Origin of the sequence: Streptomyces sp. NPDC059002 (assembly GCF_042740435.1) — a bacterium.
Taxonomy (GTDB): domain Bacteria; phylum Actinomycetota; class Actinomycetes; order Streptomycetales; family Streptomycetaceae; genus Streptomyces.
Window position 1 is genome coordinate 38,655 of sequence record NZ_JBHYJI010000035.1, and the last position, 23,899, is coordinate 62,553.

Sequence of the window (23,899 nt, forward strand, 5' to 3'; positions counted from 1 at the left end):
ACCGAAACCACACCCCCTTGCCGACCTCGGCGGGCGTCACCCCGCAGACCTGAAGGCAGCCTGTGAGCCTGGTCGTCCAGGAAGCCATCGACAGCACCTGTCGTACCGACAACTAGCCGCCCACACCGCCCAGTTGACCTACCCTCGACACATGGTCGACCCCGCAGCCCTAGGAGCCCGTCTGGCGTCCAGCGCGGTCGCGCCCCTCGTGAAGAAGCTCTTCGTGAAGGACCAGCCGGGCGCGGGCCTTGTCACCAAGCCGGTGCGGATCTCCGCCCTCTTCTCCTTCGGGGGCGAGAAGCACAGCGTCACCCTGAAGGACGTCGAGAAGATCGCGGACGAGCTCGTGCGGCGGGCGCTGAAGTCCGCGGGGCCCGGCGAGCGGCCGGTGGAGGCCGCCGAAGCCGAGGCGGTCAGGGGCGCGCTCACGCAGTCGTTCGCCGCCCTCGGCACCCTCACCATCGAGGACTACGAAGCCGTCGCCCTCGGCCCCGAGGAGTTCGCGCGCAGACTCCGGGAGCGCACCACGGTCTCCGCCTTCGGGCTCAGCGCCGACGGCGAGGCCTTCTACGACCAACTGCTCCTCACCGCCTCCCTCCACATCCTGAACTTCTTCACCCAGCGCTCCACGTACATCGCCCGGCAACAGACCGCGCAGAGCCAGCAGTTGGCGCGGCTCGTCGGAGCCATCGACGTACTCCTGGAACGGCTGCCGTCGCAGTCGAGCGGCGACGCCGCCTTCGAGGCGCGGTACGCGGCGTACATCGCCGAGCGGCACGGCACGCTCACCATCTACGGACTCGACGTCTACGCGGGCACCAGCGAGTGGCCGCTGGACACCGCCTACCTCAGCCTGGAGGCGGCCCAGGAGCACCCCGCGGAGGGCGGCACCCAGGTGGCGGCCGAGCGGGTCCTCGCCCAGCACGATCACGTGCTGCTGCGCGGCGTCGCCGGATCCGGCAAGACCACCCTGGTGCAGTGGCTCGCGGTCACGGCGGCCGACCGGACGTACGAGCACGGCCTCACCCACCTCATCGGGCGCGTGCCGTTCGTCCTGCCGATGCGGCGGATCGCCCGGGCCGGTGCCGAACTCCCCATCCCCAAGGACTTCTTGACGGCCGTCGGCTGTCTCGTCGCCGGGGAGCAGCCGGCGGGCTGGGTGGAGCGCGTGCTGCGGGCCGGGCGCGGCGTGCTGCTCGTCGACGGGGTGGACGAGATCTCCGAGGACCGCCGCGAGGCCGCCAAGCGGTGGCTGCGCGACCTGACGCGCACCTTCCCGGGCAATCTGTGGCTCGTCACGTCCCGCCCCTCGGCCGTCCCTGACAGGTGGCTGGACTCCACCGGCTTCGCCGAGCTGACGCTCTTGCCGATGGCCCGCGACGACGTCGCCACGTTCGTCCGCAGGTGGCATCGCGCCGCCGGTGAGGACGAGGCCGTCGGCGCCGCCCTGCTGCGGGCCGTACGCGGCGGCTCCGAGCTGAACCGGCTCGCCACCAATCCGCTGATGTGCGGCATGCTCTGCGCCCTGCACCGCGAGCGGCGCGGGTTCCTGCCGCAGAACCGCAAGTCGCTGTACGAGGCCGCCCTGTCGATGCTCCTCGAACGCAGGGACCGGGAGCGGTCCATCCACGGCCCCGACGACGCACTCGTCCCGTACGCGACCCAGATCCAGCTCCTCCAGAAGCTGGCGTGGTGGCTGATCCGCAACAGCCGCTCCGAGATGGACCGTTCGGACGCGGTGCACATCATCGGCCGGGCGGCACCCTCGATGGGCCTGGACGCCACGTACGCCCCCGACGTCTACACCGTGCTCCTGCTCCGCTCCGGCCTGCTGCGCGAACCCTCCGAAGGGCGCGTCGAATTCCTCCACCGCACCTTTCAGGACTTTCTCGGCGCCCGGCTCGCCGTGCAGGAGCTGGACTTCGACCTGCTCGTGAACCACGCGGGGCGTACCGAGTGGGAGGACGTCATCCTGCTCGCCGTCGCCCACGCGCGCCCGAAGGAGGCCGAGTCGATGCTGCGACGGCTCGCGGGTCTCGGGTCCCCGCGCGGCAAGCTCCTGGCGGCGGCGGCCCTGCCGTACGCGGCGGAGGTCGCCCCGGAGGTGCGCGCCCTGGTGGGGGCGGGGGTCCGGTCGCTGATCCCGCCACGCACCGAGGCCGACGGCCGCGATCTGGCCCAGATCGGGAGCGATCTGGTACTCGACCTGCTGCCGGGACCCGACGAACTCGATGTGGCGAACGCGCGCCCGGTGGTCCTGACGGCGGCCGGGCTCGGCAGCGAGGCCGCGCTGAACTTCCTGACCCGCCTGCGCCACCACGACCGCATGGACGTGCAGTGGGCACTGGCATCGGCCTGGTCGCACTTCGACCGGGAGCTCTACACGCGCGAGATCCTGGCCCATCTGTCCCAGCAGCCCTCCGTCGTCGTGCGCGGCCCCGACGACCTCCGTGCCCTGCGCTCCATCGGCGGCTGGCGGGAGATCGTGGTCCGCGGCCCCTACCGTGTCGAGGACCTGACGGAGCTCATCGTGCCCGAGCGCCTGATCCGCCTCTCTCTGGACGCACCCCACCCCGTCGAGGGGCTGGCCTGGCTCTCGGCCTTCCCGCGGCTGGACGACGTCTTCGTGTACGCGGACGTGAGCGAGGCCGTGGCCCAGCAGGTTCCGGCGCATGTTCGCCTCAACGTACGCCTCGAACAAGGCAATTGACCTACCGTTGACTGCTCACGGAAGCACCCGCCACCCCAGGGACCCCGGATGCCCATGGAGCCCGTCGTACGCATTCCCTCGACCCTCGCAGCGCCCCTCGTGCAACGCTTCTTCCGCATCCCACCCCGTCCCCCCACCGCCCCCGGCCTGATCGCCGCCCTCACCACCTGGCGCGGCCCCGACGCGTCGGCCGACCCGGACGAGGTCCACCGCACCGCCGCCGAGTTCATCCAGCTCGCCGCCGAGACGCACACCACGCCGACCGCCGAACTCCCCGCGGTCGCCGACGTTTTGACCCGCACCCTGCTCGCCATCGGCGAACTCGACCTCACCGACACCGACGCCGTCCGCCTCGGCCCCCAGGACTACGCCCGCCGCCTCCGCGGCGCGGTCCAGGGCGCCGACCGGGCCCTGTCCCCCGACGCCGCCTGGTTCCACGACGAACTGCTCGTCGCCGTCTGCCTGCACGTCCTGCACCACCTCGTGCGCCGCTCCCCGTACATCCAGCGCCATATGCCCGAGCGCGCCAGCCGCATACGGCAGCTCGTCGACCTGAACGACGCCGAGGCGGCGGCCGCGGCCCGCAAGCCCGAACCCTCCCTGGAAGACGCCGAGTTCGAGTCCGCGTACGCCCGGGAAGTCGTGCGCCAGCACGGCTGGCTGACCATCGTCGGCGTCGACTTCGCGAACGCGCCCGACCACTGGCCCCTGGAGGACACCTATCTCAGCCTGCAGGCCGAGGAGAGCAGCGGCGGCCCTGCAGCGGGCGGACAGCAGCGCACGGTGCTCCTCGCCGACCGGGCCCTCGACGGCCACGAGCGGGTCCTGCTGCGCGGCGTAGCGGGGTCGGGCAAGACGACCCTCGTGCAGTGGCTCGCCGTGGCCGCCGCCCACGAGGGCGCCCGGGTGCCCTTCGTCCTGCCCGTACGCCGCTTCGCCCGCGAGGGCTTCCCCGCCCCCGACGACTTCCTGCACGCCGTACGGCACCCGCTGGCAGGCCGTGAGCCCGAGGGATGGGTGGTGCGGACCCTCCTCGCGGGCCGTGCCCTGCTCCTGGTCGACGGCATCGACGAGGCCCCGGAGGAGACCCGCCACGCCCTGCGCGACCAGCTCAGACGACTCCTTCGCATCTTCTCGGGCACCGCCTGCCTGGTCACCTCCCGCCCCTCCGCCGTGGAGGAGGGCTGGCTCGCCCGGGGCGGCCTGGCCGAGGAAGGCTTCACGGACCTCTCGCTCGCGCCGATGTCCCGCGACCAGGTCACCCGCTTCATCCGCGACTGGCACACCGCGGCACGCGGCGACGCGGGCAAGGACGCCGACGCCCTCAAGGAGTACGAACAGCGCCTGCTGCACTCCGTACGCATCTACCGCGAGCTGCGCCAGCTCGCCACCAACCCCCTGATGTGCGGACTGATCTGCGCCCTCAACCGGGACCGCTCGGGCTCCCTGCCCAAGGGCCGCAAGGAGCTCTACGACGCCGCCCTGGAGATGCTGCTCCAGCGCCGCGACCCCGAACGCGACGTGCTGTACGCGGACGACGTACGCCTGCAGCAGGGCGCCCGCGAGCTGCTGCTGCGCAAGCTCGCCCACGCCATGCTGGCGGAGGGCCTTTCGGAGCTGCCGCGCCGGCGGGTCGTCGAGGTCCTGGACGGCGCGCTGCCCGCGATCCCCTCGGCCCGTGCCGCGGGCGACGGCGAGAAGATATTCCGCCATCTGCTGCACCGCACCGGCCTCCTGCGCGAACAGGCGGGCGTCTCGGTCGACTTCATCCACCGCACCTTCCAGGACTACCTGGCCGCCAAGGAGATCGTGGCCCGCGGGCATCTGCACACCCTCGTCGACCACGCCCACCAGCCGGAGTGGGAGGAGGTCATCCGGATGTCCGCCGCCCACGCCCGCCCCGAGGAGTGCGCCCACTTCCTGGAGGCCCTCCTGTCCGCCGCCCCCGGCCTGCGCCGCCCGTACGTCAACCACCGGCGCCTGATGGCCGCGGCCTGCCTGGAACACGTCAGCGAGCTGGACCCGGCCGTGCAGGAACTCGTCCACCGGCGCACCAAGAACCTCCTGCGGCCCACCACCGAGCAGGGCGCCCGCAGCCTCGGCTGGGTCGGCCCCATCGTCCTGGAGCAGCTGCCCGACCCCGAGCAGGTGCCCGGCGACCAGCAGGCCCTCCTCCTCGCCATCACCGCGACCCGGGTCCAGGACGACGCGGCCATCGACTACCTCGCCCGCCTTCGCACCCGCTCCTCGCTCGCCATCCGCACCGAACTGGCCCGCCCCTGGCGCCACTTCGACACCGAGCGGTACGCGCGCGAGATCATCGCCCATCTCGACCCCGAGGGCCTGTACTTCCCCGTCTCGGACGCGGCCGAGCTGGCGGCCCTGCGCGGCCTCGGCGGGCGGCCCCGCATCCAGGTGGCCGGCGTGATGCGCACCGACGAGCTCCTGGCGGGCCTCGTCCCCGACCGGCTCACCCACCTGTGGATCAACGCCGAGCTGCCCGACCCGGACATGTCGTGGCTGGCCCGCTTCCCCGCCCTGCACGTCCTGCGCGTCAACCCGCGCCTGCCGCGCGTACGGAACGTACCGGAGGGCGTCACCATCACGGCCTGAGCCCGGCGGCCCCCGTACGAAAAAACAGCCCCCGTACGTACGGAAAAGGGGCCGCCCCGGAACCGTACGAAACGGTCCGGGGCGGCCCCTTCAAGCGATCAGCTCGGTGCGAGCGTCACGCCTCCTTGCTCAGGTTCGGGCCCGCACCGCCACCGGCGGCCGACTCGATCGGCGGGACGTCCGGCAGCGCCGCCTTCTCCTCGCCACGGAAGGTGAACGTGGCGGTGTCGCCCTCGCCCTCCGTGTCGACGACCACGATGTGGCCGGGGCGGAGCTCACCGAAGAGGATCTTCTCGGAGAGGGTGTCCTCGACCTCGCGCTGGATCGTGCGCCGCAGCGGACGCGCGCCGAGCACCGGGTCGTAACCCCGCTTCGCGAGCAGCTCCTTCGCGGACTGGGAGAGCTCGATGCCCATGTCCCTGTCCTTGAGGCGCTCGTCCACCTTGGTGATCATCAGGTCGACGATCTGGAGGATGTCGTCCTGGCTGAGCTGCGGGAAGACGACGACGTCGTCCACACGGTTCAGGAACTCCGGGCGGAAGTGCTGCTTCAGCTCGTCGCTGACCTTGTTCTTCATCCGCTCGTAGTTGGACTTCGTGTCGCCCTGGGCCGCGAAGCCGAGGTTGAAGCCCTTCGAGATGTCACGGGTTCCAAGGTTGGTCGTCATGATGATGACCGTGTTCTTGAAGTCCACGACGCGGCCCTGGGAGTCGGTCAGGCGACCGTCCTCCAGGATCTGCAGGAGCGAGTTGAAGATGTCCGGGTGGGCCTTTTCGACCTCGTCGAAGAGGACGACGGAGAACGGCTTGCGACGGACCTTCTCGGTCAGCTGACCGCCCTCTTCGTAGCCCACGTATCCGGGGGGCGAACCGAAGAGACGCGAGACCGTGTGCTTCTCGCTGAACTCCGACATGTCGAGGGAGATCAGCGCGTCCTCGTCACCGAAAAGGAATTCGGCGAGCGCCTTGGACAGCTCGGTCTTACCGACACCGGACGGGCCCGCGAAGATGAACGAACCGCCGGGGCGCTTCGGGTCCTTCAGACCCGCACGCGTACGCCGGATCGCCTTCGAGAGCGCCTTGACGGCGTCCTTCTGGCCGATGACGCGCTTGTGGAGCTCGTCCTCCATGCGCAGCAGACGGGAGGACTCCTCCTCCGTCAGCTTGAAGACCGGGATGCCGGTGGCGGTCGCCAGGACCTCGGCGATCAGCTCGCCGTCGACCTCGGCGACGACGTCCATGTCGCCGGCCTTCCACTCCTTCTCGCGCTTGGCCTTCGCGGCGAGCAGCTGCTTCTCCTTGTCGCGGAGAGAGGCCGCCTTCTCGAAGTCCTGGGAGTCGATGGCCGACTCCTTGTCGCGACGCACGCCCGCGATCTTCTCGTCGAACTCGCGGAGGTCCGGCGGCGCGGTCATCCGGCGGATGCGCATCCGGGAACCGGCCTCGTCGATCAGGTCGATCGCCTTGTCCGGCAGGAAGCGGTCCGAGATGTACCGGTCGGCCAGCGTGGCCGCCTGCACGAGGGCCTCGTCCGTGATCGAGACACGGTGGTGGGCCTCGTAGCGGTCGCGCAGACCCTTGAGGATCTCGATGGTGTGCGGCAGCGACGGCTCCGCGACCTGGATGGGCTGGAAGCGGCGCTCGAGAGCGGCGTCCTTCTCCAGGTGCTTGCGGTACTCGTCGAGCGTCGTGGCACCGATGGTCTGGAGCTCACCGCGGGCCAGCATCGGCTTCAGGATGGAGGCCGCGTCGATGGCGCCCTCGGCGGCACCCGCACCCACGAGCGTGTGCAGCTCGTCGATGAACAGGATGATGTCGCCGCGGGTGCGGATCTCCTTGAGGACCTTCTTCAGGCGCTCCTCGAAGTCACCGCGGTAGCGCGAGCCGGCCACCAGGGCACCCAGGTCGAGGGTGTAGAGGTGCTTGTCCTTGAGGGTCTCGGGCACCTCGCCCTTGACGATGGCCTGGGCGAGACCTTCGACGACGGCGGTCTTGCCGACGCCGGGCTCACCGATCAGGACCGGGTTGTTCTTCGTACGGCGGGACAGCACCTGCATGACCCGCTCGATCTCCTTCTCGCGCCCGATGACCGGGTCGAGCTTGGACTCACGAGCGGCCTGGGTGAGGTTCCGGCCGAACTGGTCGAGGACCAGGGACGTGGAAGGCGTGCCCTCCGCAGGACCACCGGCGGTGGCGGTCTCCTTGCCCTGGTAACCGGAGAGCAGCTGGATGACCTGCTGCCGCACCCGGTTGAGGTCGGCGCCCAGCTTGACCAGGACCTGGGCGGCGACGCCCTCGCCCTCGCGGATCAGGCCGAGCAGGATGTGCTCCGTGCCGATGTAGTTGTGGCCCAGCTGAAGGGCCTCGCGGAGCGAAAGCTCCAGGACCTTCTTGGCACGGGGGGTGAAGGGAATGTGCCCGGACGGAGCCTGCTGGCCCTGCCCGATGATCTCCTCCACCTGCTGGCGGACCGCCTCGAGCGAAATCCCGAGGCTCTCCAGGGCCTTAGCGGCGACACCCTCGCCCTCGTGGATCAAGCCCAGGAGGATGTGCTCGGTGCCGATGTAGTTGTGGTTGAGCATCCGGGCTTCTTCCTGAGCCAGGACGACAACCCGCCGCGCGCGGTCGGTGAACCTCTCGAACATCGTTAATCGCTCCTCAGAGCGGTCAGGCAGTAAAGGGGTCGGTCCCCTCCCTGTCCTTCCGCAGCTTAGTCCCGCAAGCGGGGACCGCTCATTCCAACTGCCGACACCCGGACCCCATCTCGGAGGATCTCCTGACCCCGAACGCCGACAACTGCTCCAACCCGATGGTGCGAGACGATGTTCCCGCAGGCCAGACAGTTACCCCCACCATCAGTACGCCGATGGCGAACGTGAGACGCCAAAGCCCGCGTGTCGCCCCTCCCCACTAGGGATGTCTTACCCGTAAGGACTGACACTCCATGCGGCGCGCACCGGTTCCCTCCGCTACGGGCGAACACCCTTGCGCTGCCGAACACGCCCTTACGCCCTCTTTCCGGACACCGAGCGCAATCGCCTCGCGACCCTGCGTAACCCTCGCGGCCTTCCGGCTGTTGCTCGGACATGGCCCCCACGGTTCCCCAGCCCCGAGTGCCGGTCGAACAGAGCGACCCGGTGCGGCAGTGGTACGAGAACGAGCTCGGCTGGGCGACCGCGCCGGAGCCGGGTCCGGCGCGTCTCCTGACGGGGCTGCGCTTCGACGTCCTGGAACTTCCCGCGGAGGCCGGCTTCGCGGCGCTGCGCCACCTCGGACCGAAGGCTCCGGTGGCCCTGCGCGGGGAAACGATGCGTCTCCTGGTCACCGCGGGAGGCGCGGACGAGCTGCCGGGGCTGCTCGACTGGCTCGAGTGGGGAGACATCCCCCTGGGTCTCACCGCGGTCGGGGCCGGTGGGCGGATCGACGCGCCCACACCCCCGGGGTGGTCCGGCTCGCGGGGGGCCGCCGTATGGCTGCGACCCCCGGAGCCCGGGTGCGAGGTGGAGCCGACGCTGCCGGCGCTGCCGTCCCTGCCAAGGGTGGGGGGAGGCGGGACTGTGCCCCACAGCGACCCCGCCGTGGGCTCCGATCTCGTACGACTTGTGGACACGGCGGCAACGCAGTGCCACCGGGTCCGGTTGCGGCGTCGCAGCCGTCAGCCGTTGGCCTTCTCGTAGGCCTCACGAATGGACGCGGGAACGCGGCCGCGGTCATTGACCTCGAAACCGTTCTCCTTTGCCCAGGCGCGGATTGCGGCGGTGTCCTGACCGCCGCTCGCGGCAGCGGCACGAGCCTTGCCACGACCGCCGGAACCACGGCCACCAGTACGCCGGCCGGCCTTGACGAAGTCCTCAAGGGCGCCACGGAGCTTGTCCGCGTTGGCGGTGGTGAGGTCGATCTCGTAGGACTTGCCGTCCAACGCAAACGTCACGGTCTCGTCCGCCTCGCCACCGTCGAGGTCATCGACAAGAAGGACCTGAACCTTCTGTGCCACCGGATTTCCTTTCATCGATAACTACGAGGCCGTCCCGCACGACGTCTGCCGCCGATTCACCGGCCCCTGTTATATGCAGTACTGCAGTACGTCGGAAAGCAAACCGCTTTTGCTGGAAAAACACAAACCCCTGGGAGAGACCGGTCCCCCGAGAACCCTGGAAACATACGCGTTTCGGACATAGGCCACCGGGGCAGGAGGCCGTCCGGAATACCACAGTGGCGATCACAGATGCAGAAGCATCCGACTGTTGCCCAAGGTGTTCGGTTTCACTCGTTCGAGGCCGAGGAACTCCGCGACGCCCTCGTCATAGGAACGCAGGAGCTCGCTGTAGACATCTCCGTCGACCGGAGTCTCGCCGATCTCCACGAAGCCGTGCTTCGCGAAGAAGTGGACTTCGAAGGTGAGACAGAAAACCTTCCTGACACCGAGCCAGCGGGCGGTCTGCAGCAACTTCTCGAGCAACTGATGCCCCACCCCGGCCCCCTTGACCTCCGGGTTCACCGCAAGCGTGCGCACTTCCGCGAGGTCTTCCCACATCACGTGCAGAGCACCGCAGCCGACCAGCTCGGCGTTGTCGTCGCGTTCCGCCACCCAGAACTCCTGGATGTCCTCGTAAAGCGTCACCGTCGCTTTGTCCAGGAGGATGCGCTCGCCGACGTACGAGTCGAGGAGCCGGCGGACGGCCGGGACATCGGCGGTTCGCGCCCTGCGGACGGAGACCGCTTTTGCGCTGAGTTCGCTGAGTTCGGGTACGTCTGCTGCCATGACCGGACGCTATCGCTCTGCGCCGCGCTCCGCGGAGCCGGGGTTCTCCGGGCCTTGGACGATACGCATGGCATCACTCAGGGCTTCCCGCTGTTCCGGCGACATCATGCCGAAGAAGGCGACGAGTGCCGCTGCCGGGTTGTCACTCTGCGACCACGCTTCGTTCATCAGTGCGGCAGCGTAGGCGGCACGAGTGGACACCGCCTCATATCGATAGGCGCGACCTTCCGCTTCGCGACGCACCCAACCCTTCTGATGGAGATTGTCCAAAACGGTCATCACGGTCGTGTACGCGATGGACCGTTCCTGCTGAAGGTCTTCCAGGACTTCTCGAACGGTCACGGGGCGGTTCCACTTCCACACCCGCGTCATGACTGAGTCTTCGAGTTCTCCCAATGGACGAGGCACAGCTGAACAATAGTGGGAGACGTCACTATTGGCGTGATGCGTGAGGGACGTGGCGTACCCCTAATTTCTGCACCAAAAAGGGCGTACGACTCGAAAACGCTTGAGTCGTACGCCATGGTGAGCGCCCGCGCACGCCGGGTGACCTCCGCAGGTCACACCGGGTGGAACGGGCGCCGGAAGTGCGGGATGCGGGTCAGGCGCCGCCGGCCTCGGGGGACTGCCGGACGGATTCGGCGCGGGCGACGGCGGCGTCCACGGCCGCGTCCTCCTTGGCCTTGTTGGCGCCGCCCTGGGTCTTCACGATCGTCACGATGAGACCGACGAAGAACACGGCCATCACTACGGGGGGCACGAGCGCGGAAACGTAGTCCATGCCCCCAGGGTAGCTAGCCCGCGACGAGCTGATGCGGCGGGTCCGCGGGTGTCTCGGGGCGGCGCTTGGGCGGGAAGACCTCGGCCGGAGTGGGGACCGGGCGGGGCTGTTCCGGGGCGGCCGGGCGCTCGGGCGGCGCCGCGGGCTCGGGCTCGGCCGGATCGCCCGCCGCGTCGAGGCCGCCGGGCAGGGCGAGCAGCCGGGTGCGCGAGGCGGGCACCTGGGCGCGGCCGTGGACCGGGACGGCGCGGCCCGCGAGTCTGGCCCGCACTGCCTCTTCGGCGAGGATCCGGCAGCGGTCGAGCAGGGCGGCCGCCGTGGTGTTGCCGCGCAGCGCGCGGAGCGCCGCAAGATCGTCGGCGCCCGGCTGGTACCCGGCGCCGAGCGCGTCGTCGAGGAGTGCGAGATAGCCGGACGCGGTGCCGGGCAGGGCGGTCCGGTAGCGGGCGAGGTCGGCCACCAGGAACGCGCGGAGCCTGGCTCCCTCGCGTACGGCCTCGTCGACCGATTCGGCGAGGCGAAGACAGTCCTGGACGTCCTCGTCGCTGACGGGGCTGGGGTGCAGGGCGAGGGCCAGAGCGCGGCGGAGCACACGCAGTTCCTCCGCACTGAAGGCCATGCCGCCGCGGGATCCATAGGGCGTGGGCATGGGTCGACGATACGCACGAAACGGACAAAATCCGTTTAACGCCAATTCATGGCGCGGCGGCGGTCACTCCGCGCGGCGGCGGACCAGGGCGAAGACGACCGCTCCGACGCCGAGCAGCGCGGCGGCCGCGGCCGCGATCCACGGCAGGACGCCCGCGCCCGCCTCCGCCATGCGGCCCTCGCGGTCGGTGGCTCCCTTGCCGATGACGATCGATGCCTCGTCATTGGACGGATCCGGGTCGTTGAGGTCGAAACCGCCGTCTCCGGAGCGCACGCGGACCGAACCGCTGACTCCGGAGACGTCCTTCGCGTACCGGACCTCGAAGAGGAAGGACTGGCCGCCGTCCTTGGGGGACTCCCATCCCGCGTCGGGGCACAGATAGCGCCGGTGGCCCGACTCGAAGGGTTTGCGCTGCCCGTCCTCGTAGGTGAAGCAGTCGCCGCCCGCCTTCTCGTCCGGCTCCTCGTCGGTCCGTACGGAGCTCGCCACGACGCCCTTGGGGAGAGTCACCTCTACGTAGACGGCAGGTTCACGCAGGGGGCGGGCCACCAGGGCGGGGCCCTCGTTGCGCAGGCCGAAGGCGAGTTCTCGGACCGTGCCCTTCTTGCCGGGCTTCAGGGTGGCGCCGACCGCGCGGATGTCCGCCGAGTTCTGCGCCACGAACCGCACCTGGTGCTGGGCCGCGAAGTCGCCGCCCCGTCCGGGCGCCGGGACGAGGGCCAGCTCGGGGCCGCTGCCCGCCGGGCCTCCGACGGCCGTGTCCTGGTTCTCGGGGACGGCCTCCACGGAGTAGGTGACCCAGGCGTGGAACGCGTCGTCGGCGAGCGATCCCGGCAGCGGCGACGCGAAGGCCACGGTCTCGCCGGGGGCGACGGGACGGTCGAAGGAGCAGTTGGCCACCGAGTCGTACGCACCGTAATCGCCGGGCTGGTAACGGCAGTTGCTGTACCGGCCCGCGAGCCGCACGCCCGCGTCGCCCGTGACCCGGACGGATATCCGCTCGGTCGCGCGGTCGCCGGTGTTGCGCAGGACGACCGGGATCTCGATGTCCTGGCCGGTCTTCAGGCCCTCCTTGTCCGGGAGTTGGGCGACTTCGAGCTGGGGTGCGCCGACGGCGACACGGGTCGTGGTCGTGGCGCCGGTGAGGCGGTCGCCGGTCACTTCGAAGCGGATGGTTCCGGCCGTCCCCGGCGCCGCGCCGTCGACGGCGGTGATCGAGAGCGGCTTGTCGGGGGCCCTCAGGTACTTCGCGAATGTGCAGGTGACGACCGGGCCTTCGGCCGTGCAGCGGTCATCCGTGACCTTGACGGTGGCGACGCCCTTCAGACCGCTCGTGTCGATGACGAGCCGCACATTCCGGGGGCCGGGAAGGGACTTGGCGCCGTCGTAGAACTCGATCATGGGGTCGACGGGGACGGCACTGCCCGAGCGCGGCAGGGACATGGGGGCGACCATGATCCTGGACCAGACCTGGGTGGGGTTCTCAGGGGGATCTGAGGGGTCTTCCGGGGCCTGGGAGGGCGACTGGGCGGGAGTGTGTGCGGCGGCTTGGGCGGGTGCCTGAGCGGGTGCCTGGGCGGCGGGTTGGGTGGTGGCCCGGGCGGTCGCTGTCGGGGCGGTCGCCGGTATCGCCAGCGCCATGACCGCCACGGCAGCCCACAGTCGTCCCTTACGCGTCATTCGCCCCAGCCCGTCCGAACCCACTCAAGTCCCGTCCCTGCGCAGACTCTTGTAGAGGGCCGAGGGTTGTGCGCGCAAGGCCGTTCGACTTGCGCGCACACCGCGGCGACTGGTTCACGCCGCCGGGCCGCGTGCCCTTCGGGGCGGGTTTGCCCTTCGGTGCGGCCTTCGGGGTGGTGGCCCTTCGGGGTGGTGAACCTTCGGAGGGCGGTCCCGTCAGCTGCGGGACACGTTCCGCTCGTAGACGAGGCGGAGCCCGATCAGCGTCAGCCACGGCTCGTGCTCGTCGATGACCGAGGCCTCGCCGAGCACCATGGGGGCGAGGCCGCCCGTGGCGATCACCGTCACGTCGTCGGGGTCGCCGCCCGCGCCCACCAGTTCGCGCGCCATGCGGTTCACGACGCCGTCGACCTGGCCCGCGAAGCCGTACAGGATGCCCGCCTGCATGGCCTCCACGGTGTTCTTGCCGATGACGCTGCGCGGCCGGGCCAGCTCGATCTTGCGGAGCTGGGCGCCGCGCACGCCGAGGGCCTCGACGGAGATCTCGATGCCGGGGGCGATGACGCCACCGGCGTACTCCCCGCGCGCGGAGACCGCGTCGAAGGTCGTCGCCGTGCCGAAGTCGACGACGATCGCCGGGCCTCCGTAGAGCTCGACCGCCGCGACCGCGTTGATGATGCGGTCGGCGCCGACCTCCTTGGGGTTGTCCATGAGGATCGGGACGCCGGTCTTGATGCCCGGCTCGACGAGTACGGCGGGCACGTCTCCGTAGTAGCGCCTGGTGACCTCGCGCAGCTCGTGCAGGACCGAGGGGACCGTGGAGCAGATCGCGATGCCGTCGATGCCGTCGCCCAGCTCCTCGCCGAGCAGCGGGTGCATGCCCATCAACCCGTTGAGGAGCACGGCGAGTTCGTCGGCGGTGCGCCGGGCGTCGGTGGAGATGCGCCAGTGCTCGACGATGTCCTCGCCGTCGAAGAGGCCGAGGACCGTGTGCGTATTGCCTACGTCGATGGTGAGCAGCATCAGTCCCGCACCGCTTCCCGCAGGTCGAGGCCGATGTCCAGGATCGGCGACGAGTGGGTGAGCGCGCCCACCGCGAGGTAGTCGACGCCCGTCTCGGCGTACGCGCGCGCGTTCTCCCGCGTGAGGCGGCCCGAGGACTCCAGGAAGGCGCGGCCGGCCACGATGGCGACGGCCTCCTCGGTCTCGCCCGGCGTGAAGTTGTCCAGGAGGATCAAGTCGGCGCCCGCGTCCACGACTTCGCGCAGCTGGTGCAGGGTGTCGACCTCGACCTCGACGGCCAGACCGGGGAACCGCTCGCGTACGGCCTTGAAGGCCTGCTCCACGCCGCCCGCCGCGACCACGTGGTTGTCCTTGACCAGGGCCGCGTCGGAGAGCGACATGCGGTGGTTCACGCCGCCGCCCATGCGCACCGCGTACTTCTCCAGGGAGCGGTACCCGGGCGTCGTCTTGCGGGTGTCGCGGACCTTCGTCTTCGTGCCGTCCAGAACGTCCGCCCACGCGCGCGTGGCGGTCGCGATGCCGGAGAGGCGGCACAGGATGTTGAGCGCGCTGCGCTCGGCGGTGAGCAGGTCGCGGGTGCGGGTGGTGACGCTGAGCAGCACGGTGCCCGCCTCGACGCGGTCGCCGTCCTCGACGTGCCGCTCGACCTCGAACTCGTCCTCGCACACCACGGAGAGGACGGCTTCGGCGACGCGCAGGCCCGCGACAGTGCCCGCCTCGCGCGCGGCGAAGTCGGCGGTGGCGACGGCGTCCTCGGGGATGGTGGCCACCGTGGTGACGTCCACGCCGCCGTCCAGGTCCTCCGCGATGGCCATGTGCGCGATGTCCTCGACCTGCACGGGGTCGAGGCCCGCCTCGGTGAGGAGCTGGGCGAGCGTGGGGTCGAGGCCGCACTCCATGGGGTCGAACGCGTCGTCGCCGCCGCAGCCGCAGGCGTCGCCGCAGCCGCCGCCGGTCGGGGCGAGGGGGAGGTCGTCGGGGGTGCTCACGGTCACTGCTCCTGGGGACTGGGACGGGTCGGAGGGAAGTCGGGGGTCGCTGTCGTGTGTGCCGCCAGCGTCCTGTCCGGATTCAGGCGTACGACGATGTGGCGCCGCCAGGCCGCGTCGTCGCGGTCGGCGTGGTCCTCGCGCCAGTGGCAGCCGCGGGTCTCCTCGCGGCGCTGTGCGGCGGCGACCAGGACGCGGGCGACACAGAGGAGGTTGGTGGTCTCCCAGGTGTCGACGCCGGGCTCCGCGGTCTTGCCGTCCTCGGCGAGCGCGCCCGCGGCCTCGGCGTGGATGCGGGCGAGCCGGGCCGCCGCCTCGGTGAGGGAGGCGGCGGAGCGCAGCACTCCGGCACCCTCGGTCATGATGCGCTGGATGGCGAAGCGGGCCTCGGGCGGCAGCAGGGGGTGCGTGGGCGTCTCCGGCTGCGCGACGGGGGCCGGCACGCGCGCGTGGAGGGCGTTCTCCGCGTGCCGCGCCACGATGTCGGCGACGATGCGCTCGGCGTAGACCAGGCCCTCCAGAAGGGAGTTGGAGGCAAGGCGGTTGGCGCCGTGCACGCCGGTGCAGGCGACCTCTCCGCACGCGTACAGGCCCGGCACCGTGGTGCGGCCGTGCAGGTCGGTGCGGACGCCTCCGGAGGCGTAGTGCGCGGCGGGGGCGATCGGGATGGGCTCGGTGAGCGGGTCGATGCCGTGCGCGCGGCAGGCGGCGAGGATCGTCGGGAAGCGGTGCTCCCAGATGTCGGCGCCGAAGTGCCGGGCGTCCAAGTACATGTTCTCGGCGCCCTGTTCCAGCATGCGGCGCGTGATGCCCTTGGCGACGATGTCCCGGGGCGCGAGCTCGGCGAGCTCGTGCTGGCCGAGCATGAAGCGCACGCCGTCGGCGTCCACGAGATGCGCGCCCTCGCCGCGGACGGCCTCGGAGACCAGCGGCTGCTGGCCCTCCGCGTCCGCGCCGAGGAAGAGCACCGTGGGGTGGAACTGCACGAATTCGAGGTCGGAGACCTCGGCGCCCGCGCGCAGGGCGAGCGCGACGCCGTCGCCCGTGGAGACGGACGGGTTGGTGGTCGCGGAGAAGACCTGGCCCATGCCTCCGGTGGCGAGGACCACCGCGGGGGCGTGCACGGCGCCCACTCCGTCGTGCTGGCCCTCGCCCATGACGTGCAGGGAGACTCCGGCGGTGCGGCCTTCGGCGTCGGTCAGCAGGTCAAGGACCAGGGCGTTCTCGACGGTCGGTATGCCGCGCGAGCGGACGGCCTCGACCAGGGCGCGGGAGATCTCGGCGCCGGTCGCGTCGCCGCCCGCGTGCACGATGCGGCGGCGGTGGTGGCCGCCCTCGCGGCCCAGCTCGATGACGCCTTCGGCGTCGGTGTCGAAGAGGGCGCCGGTCTCGATGAGGCGGCGCACGGCGTCGGGGCCCTCGGTGACGAGGGTGCGCACGGCCGCCTCGTCGCACAGGCCCGCGCCCGCCACGAGCGTGTCGTCCAGGTGCTGTTCAGGGGTGTCGCCCTCGCCGAGCGCCGCGGCGACGCCGCCCTGGGCCCAGCGCGTGGAGCCGTCGTCCAGGCGGGCCTTGGTCACCACGACCGTCTTCAGACCGGCGGCCGAACTGCGCAGGGCCGCGGTGAGCCCGGCCACTCCGGAGCCGACGACCACGATGTCGGCGTCCAGGGACCAGCCGGGGGCGGGGGCGTGCAGCCGTATTCCGGTGGCACTCATGCGGTGGCTCCGTTCGCACTCATACGGTGGCTCCGAAGGTCAGCGGGATGTTGTCGATCAGGCGTGTGGCGCCGACCTTGGCGGCCACCGCGAGGACGGCCTCGCCGCTGTGGCCGGGGCGTACGTCGGTGAAGTCGGCCGGGTCGACCAGCGCCACATAGTCCAGCTCCAGCGGGGGCCGCAGGCGGGCGGCCTCGTCGAGGACCTGCCGGGCAGCTGCGAGGACGGCCGCGGGGCCGCCGGGCGCGGAGGGCGGACCGGACTGGGCGACCGCGTGGGCGTCGGCGGCCGCGCGGGACTCGCCGATGGCGCTCAGGGCGACGGCACGCGCGCGTGTGGCGGGGGCGGTGGCGGCACGCGCGCGCAGGGCCTCCTGCGCGGCATGCCGGTCGCGGCCCGCGAAGAGGGCTTGGGAGAGGGCGAGGGCGGTGCGGCGCTCGTCCGGCGCGAGGTAGCGGTTGCGGCTGGAGAGCGCGAGGCCGTCGCTCTCGCGGACGGTGGGCACGCCGACGATCTCCACGTCGAAGTTCAGGTCGCGCACCATGCGGCGGATCAGGGCGAGCTGCTGGGCGTCCTTCTGCCCGAACAGCGCCACGTCGGGCCGGGTGAGGTGCAGCAGCTTGGCGACGACGGTGAGCATGCCGTCGAAGTGGCCGGGGCGGGTGGCCCCTTCGAGGACCGTGCCCATGGGGCCCGCGCCGACGCGGACCTGGGGCTCGCCGCCCGGGTAGACCTCGTCCACGGAGGGGGCGAACACGGCGTCCGCGCCCGCCTGTTCGGCGATCTTGATGTCGGCTTCGAGGGTGCGCGGATAGCGGTCCAGGTCCTCGCCCGCGCCGAACTGGAGGGGGTTCACGAAGACCGTGACGACGACCTCGCCCTCGTCCCCCGCGATGCGGCGGGCGGCGCGGATCAGCGAGGCGTGCCCGTCGTGCAGGGCGCCCATGGTCATCACGACGGCCCGGCGGCCCGCACGCGCGCGCGTGCGCAGGGATTCGGCGGTGTTCAGGAGGGTGGTGGTCATCGGCTTCCTCCTTCGGCGCCGGTGATGCCGCCCGCTCCGTTGGCGAGCACTCCGAGGAGGTCCTCGGCGAGCTCCGGCTTGAGCAGGCCGTGCGCGAGGGCGCGGTCGGCGGTGGCCCTGGCCATCGCGAGATACCCGGCGACGGTCTGCGGCGCGTGCTTGCGCAGCTCGGCGACATGGGCGGCGACCGTGCCCGCGTCACCGCGCGCGACGGGTCCGGTGAGCGCCGCGTCGCCGGAGCGCAGGGCGTTGTCGAGGGCGGCGCCGAGCAGCGGGCCGAGCATCCGGTCGGGGGCCTCGACGCCCGCGTCACGGAGCAGCTCCATGGACTCGGCGACCAGCGTGACCAGGTGGTTCGCGCCGAGCGCGAGGGCCGCGTGGTAGAGCGGGCGGTTCTCCTCGGCGATCCACTCGGGCTCGCCGCCCATCTCGATGACCAGGGCCTCAGCGGCGAGCCGCAGCTCCTCGGGGGCGGTCACTCCGAAGGAACACCCGGCCAGGCGCTGTACGTCCACGGGGGTGCCGGTGAACGTCATGGCGGGGTGCAGCGCGAGCGGCAGGGCACCGGCCCGCAGCGCGGGCTCGAGGACCTTGGTGCCGTACCTCCCCGAGGTGTGCACGAGCAGCTGGCCCGGGCGCACGGCGCCGGTCTCCGCGAGGCCCTCGACGAGGCCGGGCAGGGCGTCGTCGGGGACGGTCAGGAGCACCAGGTCGGCGCGGTCGAGGACCTCGGCGGGCGGCACGAGGGGGACGTCGGGCAGCATGACGGCGGCGCGTCGTACGGAGGTGTCGGACACTCCGGACGCGGCCACCGGGCGGTGCCCGGCGAGCTGCAGCGACGCGGCGAGCGCGGGGCCGACACGGCCCGCTCCCACGACTCCCACGGTGAGCCTCGCGGGCCGGTCCCGCGGGTCTGGCTGATGCGATGCGTTCACGCGATGACGCCTTCCGTTCCAGTCCGCTCGGGGTACCGGACGATTTCTCGTCATGCTAACGCGATTGCTTGGCGCCGCGTCTTCCGCTGTCCACAGGCTGTGACTATTCATGTGACCGGTGGCGACGGACGGGCCATGCTCGGGGGATGACTGCCAACGACGCGGAACGCGGGCGCCCCCAGGACACGGACCGGGAAGAGGACCGGGACCAGGAACCGGACCAGGAACAGGACCAGGACCCGACCCAGCGCGCCCGGCGCCGTGCCGCCGCGCTGGGCGCCGAGCGGATCCTGCAGCGTCTGCCCCTGAACCTCCCGCTCACCGAGCGCCTCTCGGCCCTGGCCGCCGCGGCCCCCGAGGTGGCCGGGCCCGACGACCCCCCGGACATGTACGGCGACGCCATCGTCGCCACCCTGGAGGAGCAGGTCGCCGGCCTGCTCGGCAAGGAGGCAGCGGCCTTCTTCCCGACCGGCACGATGGCCCAGCAGGTCGCCCTGCGCTGCTGGGCGGGGCGCACCGGGAACGCGACCGTCGCCCTGCACCCCATGTCGCATCCCCAACTCCACGAAGAGGACGCCCTTTCCGTGGTGAGCGGGCTGCGCACGGTGCACCCGACGCACGAACGCCGGATGCCGACGGCGGACGAAGTGCGCGAGCACGGGGAGCCGTTCGGGACGCTGATGCTCGAACTGCCGCTCCGGGACGCCGGTTACGTCCTGCCGACCTGGGAGGAGCTGGAGGAGGTCGTGGCGGCGGCCCGCGAACGGGACGCGGTCGTGCACTTCGACGGGGCCCGCCTGTGGGAGAGCACGGCGCACTTCGGCCACCCCCTCACGGAGATCGCCGGGCTCGCCGACAGCGTGTACGTGTCGTTCTACAAGTCCCTTGAAGGGCTGAGCGGCGCCGCGCTCGCCGGTCCGCGCACACTCGTCGAGGAGGCGAGGGTGTGGCGCCACCGCTACGGGGGCCAGCTCTTCCAGCAGTACCCGGCCATCGTCTCCGCGCTCCTCGGCCTGAAGAACACGCTGCCCCGGCTGCCCGAGTACGTCGCCCACGCGCGCGTGGTCGCCGAGGCGCTGCGCGAGGGGTTCGCGGCCGCCGGGGTGCCCTGGTCGCGCGTGCACCCCGAGCAGCCGCACACCCATCAGTTCCAGGTCTGGCTGCCGTACGAGCCCGAGGTGCTGACCGAGGCCGGTCTCGGTCAGGCGGAGGAGACCAAGACCCTGCTCTTCGGGCGCTGGTTCTCCGAGGGACCGCCCGGCCTCGCGGTCACGGAGGTCACCGTGACCGAGGCGGGCCTGGAGTGGACGGCCGACGACGTCAAGGAAGCGGTCGCGGAGTTCGTGCGACGGATCCCCGGGTGAGGCGGCCGCCGTGGGCGAGCCTGGCCAGGGCGGCGCGGAGCCTGCCGCGGGCGGGGCGTTCCTGGACGACGGCGCGGAAGCGGCCGTAGTCGCGGACTTCGCGGACGACCTGCCAGTCCTGCTGTCCGGGCGCGGGCGGCGCCGGCTGGCCGTGCTGGGCGGCTCGGTAGGTGTCGAGCAGGTACTGCTGGGTGACGCTCATGATGGATCGCCTCTCGTAATAAATGGTACTTAACGGACACTGAAGGGCCCACTGGTCGCAGGTGTTCGGAGCGGGGCGGGAGCTGGGTGGGAACGGGACGGCAAAGGGGTGGGAGCAGGGCGGAGACAGGGATGAGGAACAGGGCCGGGATGGGGCGGGCGCCCCGGGTCCGGGAGATCGGGTCGTCCGCCGCGGCGACGCTGCCGCGCTCTGCCCGATGACCACAGCCTGCTCCCGCGCCCCCTCCCCCGTCGCGTCGATTGACGGCGGTCGTCAATCGACGGCGGCGCTGTCAGTGGCGCGGTGCACCATGGGGACATGAGCGTGAGCATCGACATCAGCGGGCTGCCCCCGGAGCGGATCCATGTCATGCCCTCGCCCCTGGCCGAGCTCGGCATGGCGCTGCACGCGCTGTCCGAGCCGGGTCACCACCCGGGGCTCCAGGGCTGGGCGACGGCCGTGTCGACGCGCCTGGACCCCTGCCTCGCGGACCGCATGTGCGAGGCCGACTTCCTGTGGCGCACGACGTTCTCGGACGTGTTCACGCCGTTCGCCGGTCTCCCCGGGCAGAACGCGCTCCCGGGGGCCACGCTCGCCGAGGAGCTCGACCAGCTGGACAAGCTGACCGACGAGCAATTCGTGGACGCGGCCCTGGAGTTCACCTGCCAGTCGACGTACGCGGAGCCGGACCGCAAGCTCCTGTCCGACCCCGTCGTGCGGCAGCGCGCCCTGGACCTGGCCGCCGCCCGCGGCCCGCTCCAGATGCGCTTCACCAAGCGGCTGCTCGACGATCCGCCGGCCGTCCGCGCGTGGTTCCGCACTCTCCTGGAGGACTGCGAGGAGGCGTTCTTCGCCGACACCTGGGCCCGCGTGAGCCATCAACTGGCCGCGGACGCCCGGCACAAGACCGAGCTGCTGCGGCGCAAGGGCCTTTCGGAGGCTCTGCAGGCCATGTCCGGATCGGTGTCCCTGGACGAGGAGGGGCGGCTGATCACCGTCGACAAGATCAGCGTGGGCCGCACCGCCACGGGATCGGGCGGCCTGGTGATCGTTCCGACCAGTCTCGGCTGGCCGCACCTGTGGGTGCTGCACCGCAAGGGCTGGCAGGCCTCGATCACGTACCCCATCACCTCCCCCGGCCTCACCTCGCCGCCCACCGTGGAGCAGCTGACCCGCCGCATGTCCGCGCTCGCCCACCCGGTGCGGATGCGCCTGTGCCGTCACCTCGCGCGCGGGGCGTACACCACGAGCGAGCTGGCCGACGCGCACGGCATGACGGCCCCGGAGATATCCCGGCACCTGACCGTCCTGAAGAAGGCGGGCCTGGTGACCACGCGCCGCCGCGGGCGCTATGTGCAGCACCAGTTGGACATCAGCGTGGTGTCCCGGCTCGGCAGCGACTTCATCGAGGGCGTCCTGCGCTGAGCGCTCCACGGGGCCAGCGAGTCCTGGGACCCCGGGCGGACCCCGGACGAAGGTACCGGGGGTTAGCCCTACTTGGAGCCCGGCGGGTAGCAGGATCGCCCCGGGTGATCACGGGCGGACATGCTGGGCACGTCCGGCGGAGCTGCCGGATTCCCACCGTCTCCGTAGGAGTTGGCTCGTGCGCGATCAGGCATGGCAGAAGTTCCGTCCCACCGGACGGCGGCGGAGCGTCCGGCGCAGAGTCGTGCCCGCGGTGGCCCTCGGCGTGATGGCGATCGGCGTCCTGGGCCAGCCCGCGGCCTCCGCCGCCCACCGGCCCGACAGCGTCCGGCAGGGCCTGAACTCCCTGGTGCACGACGACGGCGTGCCCGCCGCGCTGGCGAGCGTCAAGGACCGCAAGGGCCACACCCGTACGTACACCGCGGGCGTCGGCGACCTGGCCACCGGCTCAAAGGTGCCCAGGGACGGACAGGTGCGGATCGGCAGCAACACCAAGGCGTTCACCTCGGTCGTCGTGCTGCAGCTGGTCGGCGAGGGGAAGGTCGAGCTCGACGCCACGGTCGACACCTACCTGCCCGGCCTCGTCCGCGGTGAGGGCATCGACGGAAACATCATCACCGTCCGCCAGCTCCTCCAGCACACCAGCGGGCTGCCCAACTACGTCAAGTACCTCGACGACGAACCCCGGTACTACACCCCGCGCGAGCTCCTCGACCGCGCCCTCGCGCACAAGGCGGACTTCGTCCCGGGGAAGAAGTGGGAGTACAGCAACACCAATTACGTGCTGGCAGGCATGCTCATCGAGAAGATCACGCACCGCACCGTCGCCGAGGAGATCGACCGGCGCATCATCCGGCCCCTCGGGCTGCGCCACACGTATTTCCCCGCCCCCGGAGACACGACCATCCGGGAAGCCCACCCCAAGGGCTACGACAAGGACGCGACGGGCGCCCCGCTCGACGTCACGGAGTACGACCCCTCCTGGGGCTGGTCGGCAGGCCAGATGATCTCCACCAACTCCGACCTCAACCGGTTCTACGGCGCGCTCCTGGCCGGTGACCTCCTCCAGGAGGCCCAGCTCGCCCAGATGAAGACCACCGTCAAGGCCGACTACTTCGGCCCGGGCGCCCGCTACGGACTGGGGCTCGTCAGCAAGCCGCTGTCGTGCGGCGGCGTCTACTGGGGCCACGGCGGCAGCACCACGGGATACGAGACCCGGGGCGGCGCCACCACCAAGGGCCGCGCCGCCAACGTCGCGGTGACCACCCAGCCGTACGACAAGGCCGTCATGAACCACGTCGACAGCGTCGTGGACAAGGCCCTCTGCGAGTCCTAGGCCCCGCCCCCGGCGCGCACCAGGCCCGTCTCATAGGCGAGCACCACCACCTGCACCCGGTCCCGTAGATCCAGCTTCGTCAGGATCCGGCCGACGTGGGTCTTCACGGTCGCCTCCGACAGGACGAGCCGCGCCGCGATCTCGCCGTTCGACAGGCCCTGCGCGACCAGGATCATCACCTCGCGCTCGCGCTCCGTCAGGCGCTCCAGCTGCTTGTGCTGGGGCTGCCCGCCGGCGTTCGGCAGCATGGGTGCGAAGCGGTCGAGGAGGCGTCGTGTCGTGGACGGTGCGACCACCGCGTCACCGCTGTGCACCGAGCGGATCGCGGCGAGCAGCTCCCCCGGAGGCACGTCCTTGAGCATGAAGCCGGACGCCCCCGCCTTCAGCCCCGAGAAGGCGTACTCGTCGAGGTCGAAGGTGGTCAGGATCAGCACCTTCGGGGGGTTGGCGCCCTGGCAGATGCGCCGGGTGGTCTCCACGCCGTCGAGCTTCGGCATGCGCACGTCCATCAGCACCACGTCGACCTTGGTCGCGCGCAGCACCTCCAGCGCCTCGACACCGTCGCCCGCCTCCGCGACGACCTCCATGTCCGGCTGGGCGGCGAGCACCATCCGGAACCCGGTGCGCAGCAGCACCTGGTCGTCGACGAGCATCACGCGGATCGACATCAAGGGGTCCCTTCGGGGAAC

20 protein-coding genes are annotated in these 23,899 nt (G+C 71.3%); 6 read left to right on the forward strand and 14 right to left on the reverse strand.

Annotation, left to right across the window (positions count from 1 at the left end):
- Positions 1 to 151 precede the first annotated feature (151 nt).
- Together ACFWZ2_RS27555 and ACFWZ2_RS27560 are read left to right on the forward strand one after the other, a co-directional pair.
- Complete coding sequence (locus tag ACFWZ2_RS27555; RefSeq protein ID WP_384550110.1) at positions 152 to 2,710, forward strand: NACHT domain-containing protein; 2,559 nt, start codon at positions 152 to 154, stop codon at positions 2,708 to 2,710.
- 54 nt (positions 2,711 to 2,764) lie between these two features.
- Positions 2,765 to 5,323: an NACHT domain-containing protein gene (locus ACFWZ2_RS27560; protein ID WP_384550193.1), complete on the forward strand. Its 2,559-nt coding sequence runs from the start codon at positions 2,765 to 2,767 to the stop codon at positions 5,321 to 5,323.
- A gap of 115 nt (positions 5,324 to 5,438) precedes the next feature.
- Here the strand turns inward: ACFWZ2_RS27560 and ACFWZ2_RS27565 are convergent, their stop codons facing one another.
- Positions 5,439 to 7,967: an ATP-dependent Clp protease ATP-binding subunit gene (locus tag ACFWZ2_RS27565; protein ID WP_384550112.1), complete on the reverse strand. Its 2,529-nt coding sequence runs from the start codon at positions 7,965 to 7,967 to the stop codon at positions 5,439 to 5,441.
- A 441-nt stretch (positions 7,968 to 8,408) separates the two neighbouring features.
- Between ACFWZ2_RS27565 and ACFWZ2_RS27570 the strand changes: the two genes are divergently transcribed.
- The gene (locus ACFWZ2_RS27570; RefSeq protein ID WP_384550114.1) at positions 8,409 to 8,999 is read left to right on the forward strand and encodes an SCO3374 family protein; all 591 of its coding nucleotides are present in this window, start codon (positions 8,409 to 8,411) and stop codon (positions 8,997 to 8,999) included.
- Here ACFWZ2_RS27570 and ACFWZ2_RS27575 read toward each other — a convergent pair.
- From ACFWZ2_RS27575 to ACFWZ2_RS27625, 11 genes are all read right to left on the reverse strand, one after another.
- Positions 8,978 to 9,316 (reverse strand): Lsr2 family protein, encoded by a 339-nt coding sequence (locus ACFWZ2_RS27575; RefSeq protein ID WP_098243998.1) that lies wholly within the window; start codon positions 9,314 to 9,316, stop codon positions 8,978 to 8,980. The genes ACFWZ2_RS27570 and ACFWZ2_RS27575 overlap by 22 nt on opposite strands.
- A 225-nt stretch (positions 9,317 to 9,541) precedes the next feature.
- A complete protein-coding gene (locus ACFWZ2_RS27580; protein ID WP_384550115.1) occupies positions 9,542 to 10,084 on the reverse strand; it encodes an amino-acid N-acetyltransferase in 543 nt (180 codons plus the stop codon).
- A gap of 9 nt (positions 10,085 to 10,093) precedes the next feature.
- Entirely contained in the window at positions 10,094 to 10,480 is a 387-nt protein-coding gene (locus ACFWZ2_RS27585; protein WP_384550195.1) for a BlaI/MecI/CopY family transcriptional regulator, read from the reverse strand.
- 205 nt (positions 10,481 to 10,685) lie between these two features.
- Positions 10,686 to 10,865, reverse strand: a complete 180-nt coding sequence (locus ACFWZ2_RS27590; RefSeq protein ID WP_384550117.1) for a hypothetical protein — start codon at positions 10,863 to 10,865, stop codon at positions 10,686 to 10,688.
- Positions 10,866 to 10,878: 13 nt separating this feature from the next.
- Complete coding sequence (locus ACFWZ2_RS27595; RefSeq protein WP_384550197.1) at positions 10,879 to 11,484, reverse strand: hypothetical protein; 606 nt, start codon at positions 11,482 to 11,484, stop codon at positions 10,879 to 10,881.
- Positions 11,485 to 11,577: 93 nt separating this feature from the next.
- Entirely contained in the window at positions 11,578 to 12,957 is a 1,380-nt protein-coding gene (locus ACFWZ2_RS27600; RefSeq protein WP_384550119.1) for a hypothetical protein, read from the reverse strand.
- 453 nt (positions 12,958 to 13,410) lie between these two features.
- Entirely contained in the window at positions 13,411 to 14,217 is an 807-nt protein-coding gene (locus ACFWZ2_RS27605; RefSeq protein ID WP_384550121.1) for a type III pantothenate kinase, read from the reverse strand.
- Positions 14,217 to 15,206 carry a carboxylating nicotinate-nucleotide diphosphorylase gene (gene nadC, locus ACFWZ2_RS27610; protein ID WP_384550122.1) on the reverse strand — a complete coding sequence of 330 codons (990 nt, stop codon included), beginning with the start codon at positions 15,204 to 15,206 and terminating at the stop codon, positions 14,217 to 14,219. The genes ACFWZ2_RS27605 and nadC overlap by 1 nt, the downstream gene beginning before the upstream one ends.
- Before the next feature lie 2 nt (positions 15,207 to 15,208).
- Positions 15,209 to 16,924 carry an L-aspartate oxidase gene (locus ACFWZ2_RS27615; RefSeq protein ID WP_384550124.1) on the reverse strand — a complete coding sequence of 572 codons (1,716 nt, stop codon included), beginning with the start codon at positions 16,922 to 16,924 and terminating at the stop codon, positions 15,209 to 15,211.
- A gap of 19 nt (positions 16,925 to 16,943) precedes the next feature.
- Complete coding sequence (gene panC, locus ACFWZ2_RS27620; RefSeq protein WP_384550125.1) at positions 16,944 to 17,948, reverse strand: pantoate--beta-alanine ligase; 1,005 nt, start codon at positions 17,946 to 17,948, stop codon at positions 16,944 to 16,946.
- Positions 17,945 to 18,883 carry a Rossmann-like and DUF2520 domain-containing protein gene (locus ACFWZ2_RS27625; protein WP_384550127.1) on the reverse strand — a complete coding sequence of 313 codons (939 nt, stop codon included), beginning with the start codon at positions 18,881 to 18,883 and terminating at the stop codon, positions 17,945 to 17,947. Before ACFWZ2_RS27625 ends, panC begins: the two co-directional genes overlap by 4 nt.
- A 146-nt stretch (positions 18,884 to 19,029) precedes the next feature.
- On the opposite strand from ACFWZ2_RS27625, the gene ACFWZ2_RS27630 reads away from it, so the two are divergent.
- A complete protein-coding gene (locus ACFWZ2_RS27630; RefSeq protein WP_384550129.1) occupies positions 19,030 to 20,247 on the forward strand; it encodes a threonine aldolase family protein in 1,218 nt (405 codons plus the stop codon).
- On the opposite strand, the gene ACFWZ2_RS27635 is transcribed toward ACFWZ2_RS27630, so the two are convergent.
- Entirely contained in the window at positions 20,204 to 20,449 is a 246-nt protein-coding gene (locus tag ACFWZ2_RS27635) for a hypothetical protein (protein ID WP_384550131.1), read from the reverse strand. The two genes, ACFWZ2_RS27630 and ACFWZ2_RS27635, sit on opposite strands and share 44 nt — an antisense overlap.
- Positions 20,450 to 20,767: 318 nt before the next feature.
- Here ACFWZ2_RS27635 and ACFWZ2_RS27640 point away from each other — a divergent pair, with 318 nt between their 5' ends.
- Together ACFWZ2_RS27640 and ACFWZ2_RS27645 are read left to right on the forward strand one after the other, a co-directional pair.
- Positions 20,768 to 21,874, forward strand: a complete 1,107-nt coding sequence (locus ACFWZ2_RS27640; protein ID WP_384550133.1) for a DUF5937 family protein — start codon at positions 20,768 to 20,770, stop codon at positions 21,872 to 21,874.
- A gap of 178 nt (positions 21,875 to 22,052) precedes the next feature.
- Positions 22,053 to 23,210, forward strand: a complete 1,158-nt coding sequence (locus tag ACFWZ2_RS27645) for a serine hydrolase domain-containing protein (protein WP_384550135.1) — start codon at positions 22,053 to 22,055, stop codon at positions 23,208 to 23,210.
- On the opposite strand, the gene ACFWZ2_RS27650 is transcribed toward ACFWZ2_RS27645, so the two are convergent.
- Complete coding sequence (locus ACFWZ2_RS27650) at positions 23,207 to 23,878, reverse strand: response regulator (protein WP_384550137.1); 672 nt, start codon at positions 23,876 to 23,878, stop codon at positions 23,207 to 23,209. The two genes, ACFWZ2_RS27645 and ACFWZ2_RS27650, sit on opposite strands and share 4 nt — an antisense overlap.
- Between the last annotated feature and the right edge of the window lie 21 nt (positions 23,879 to 23,899).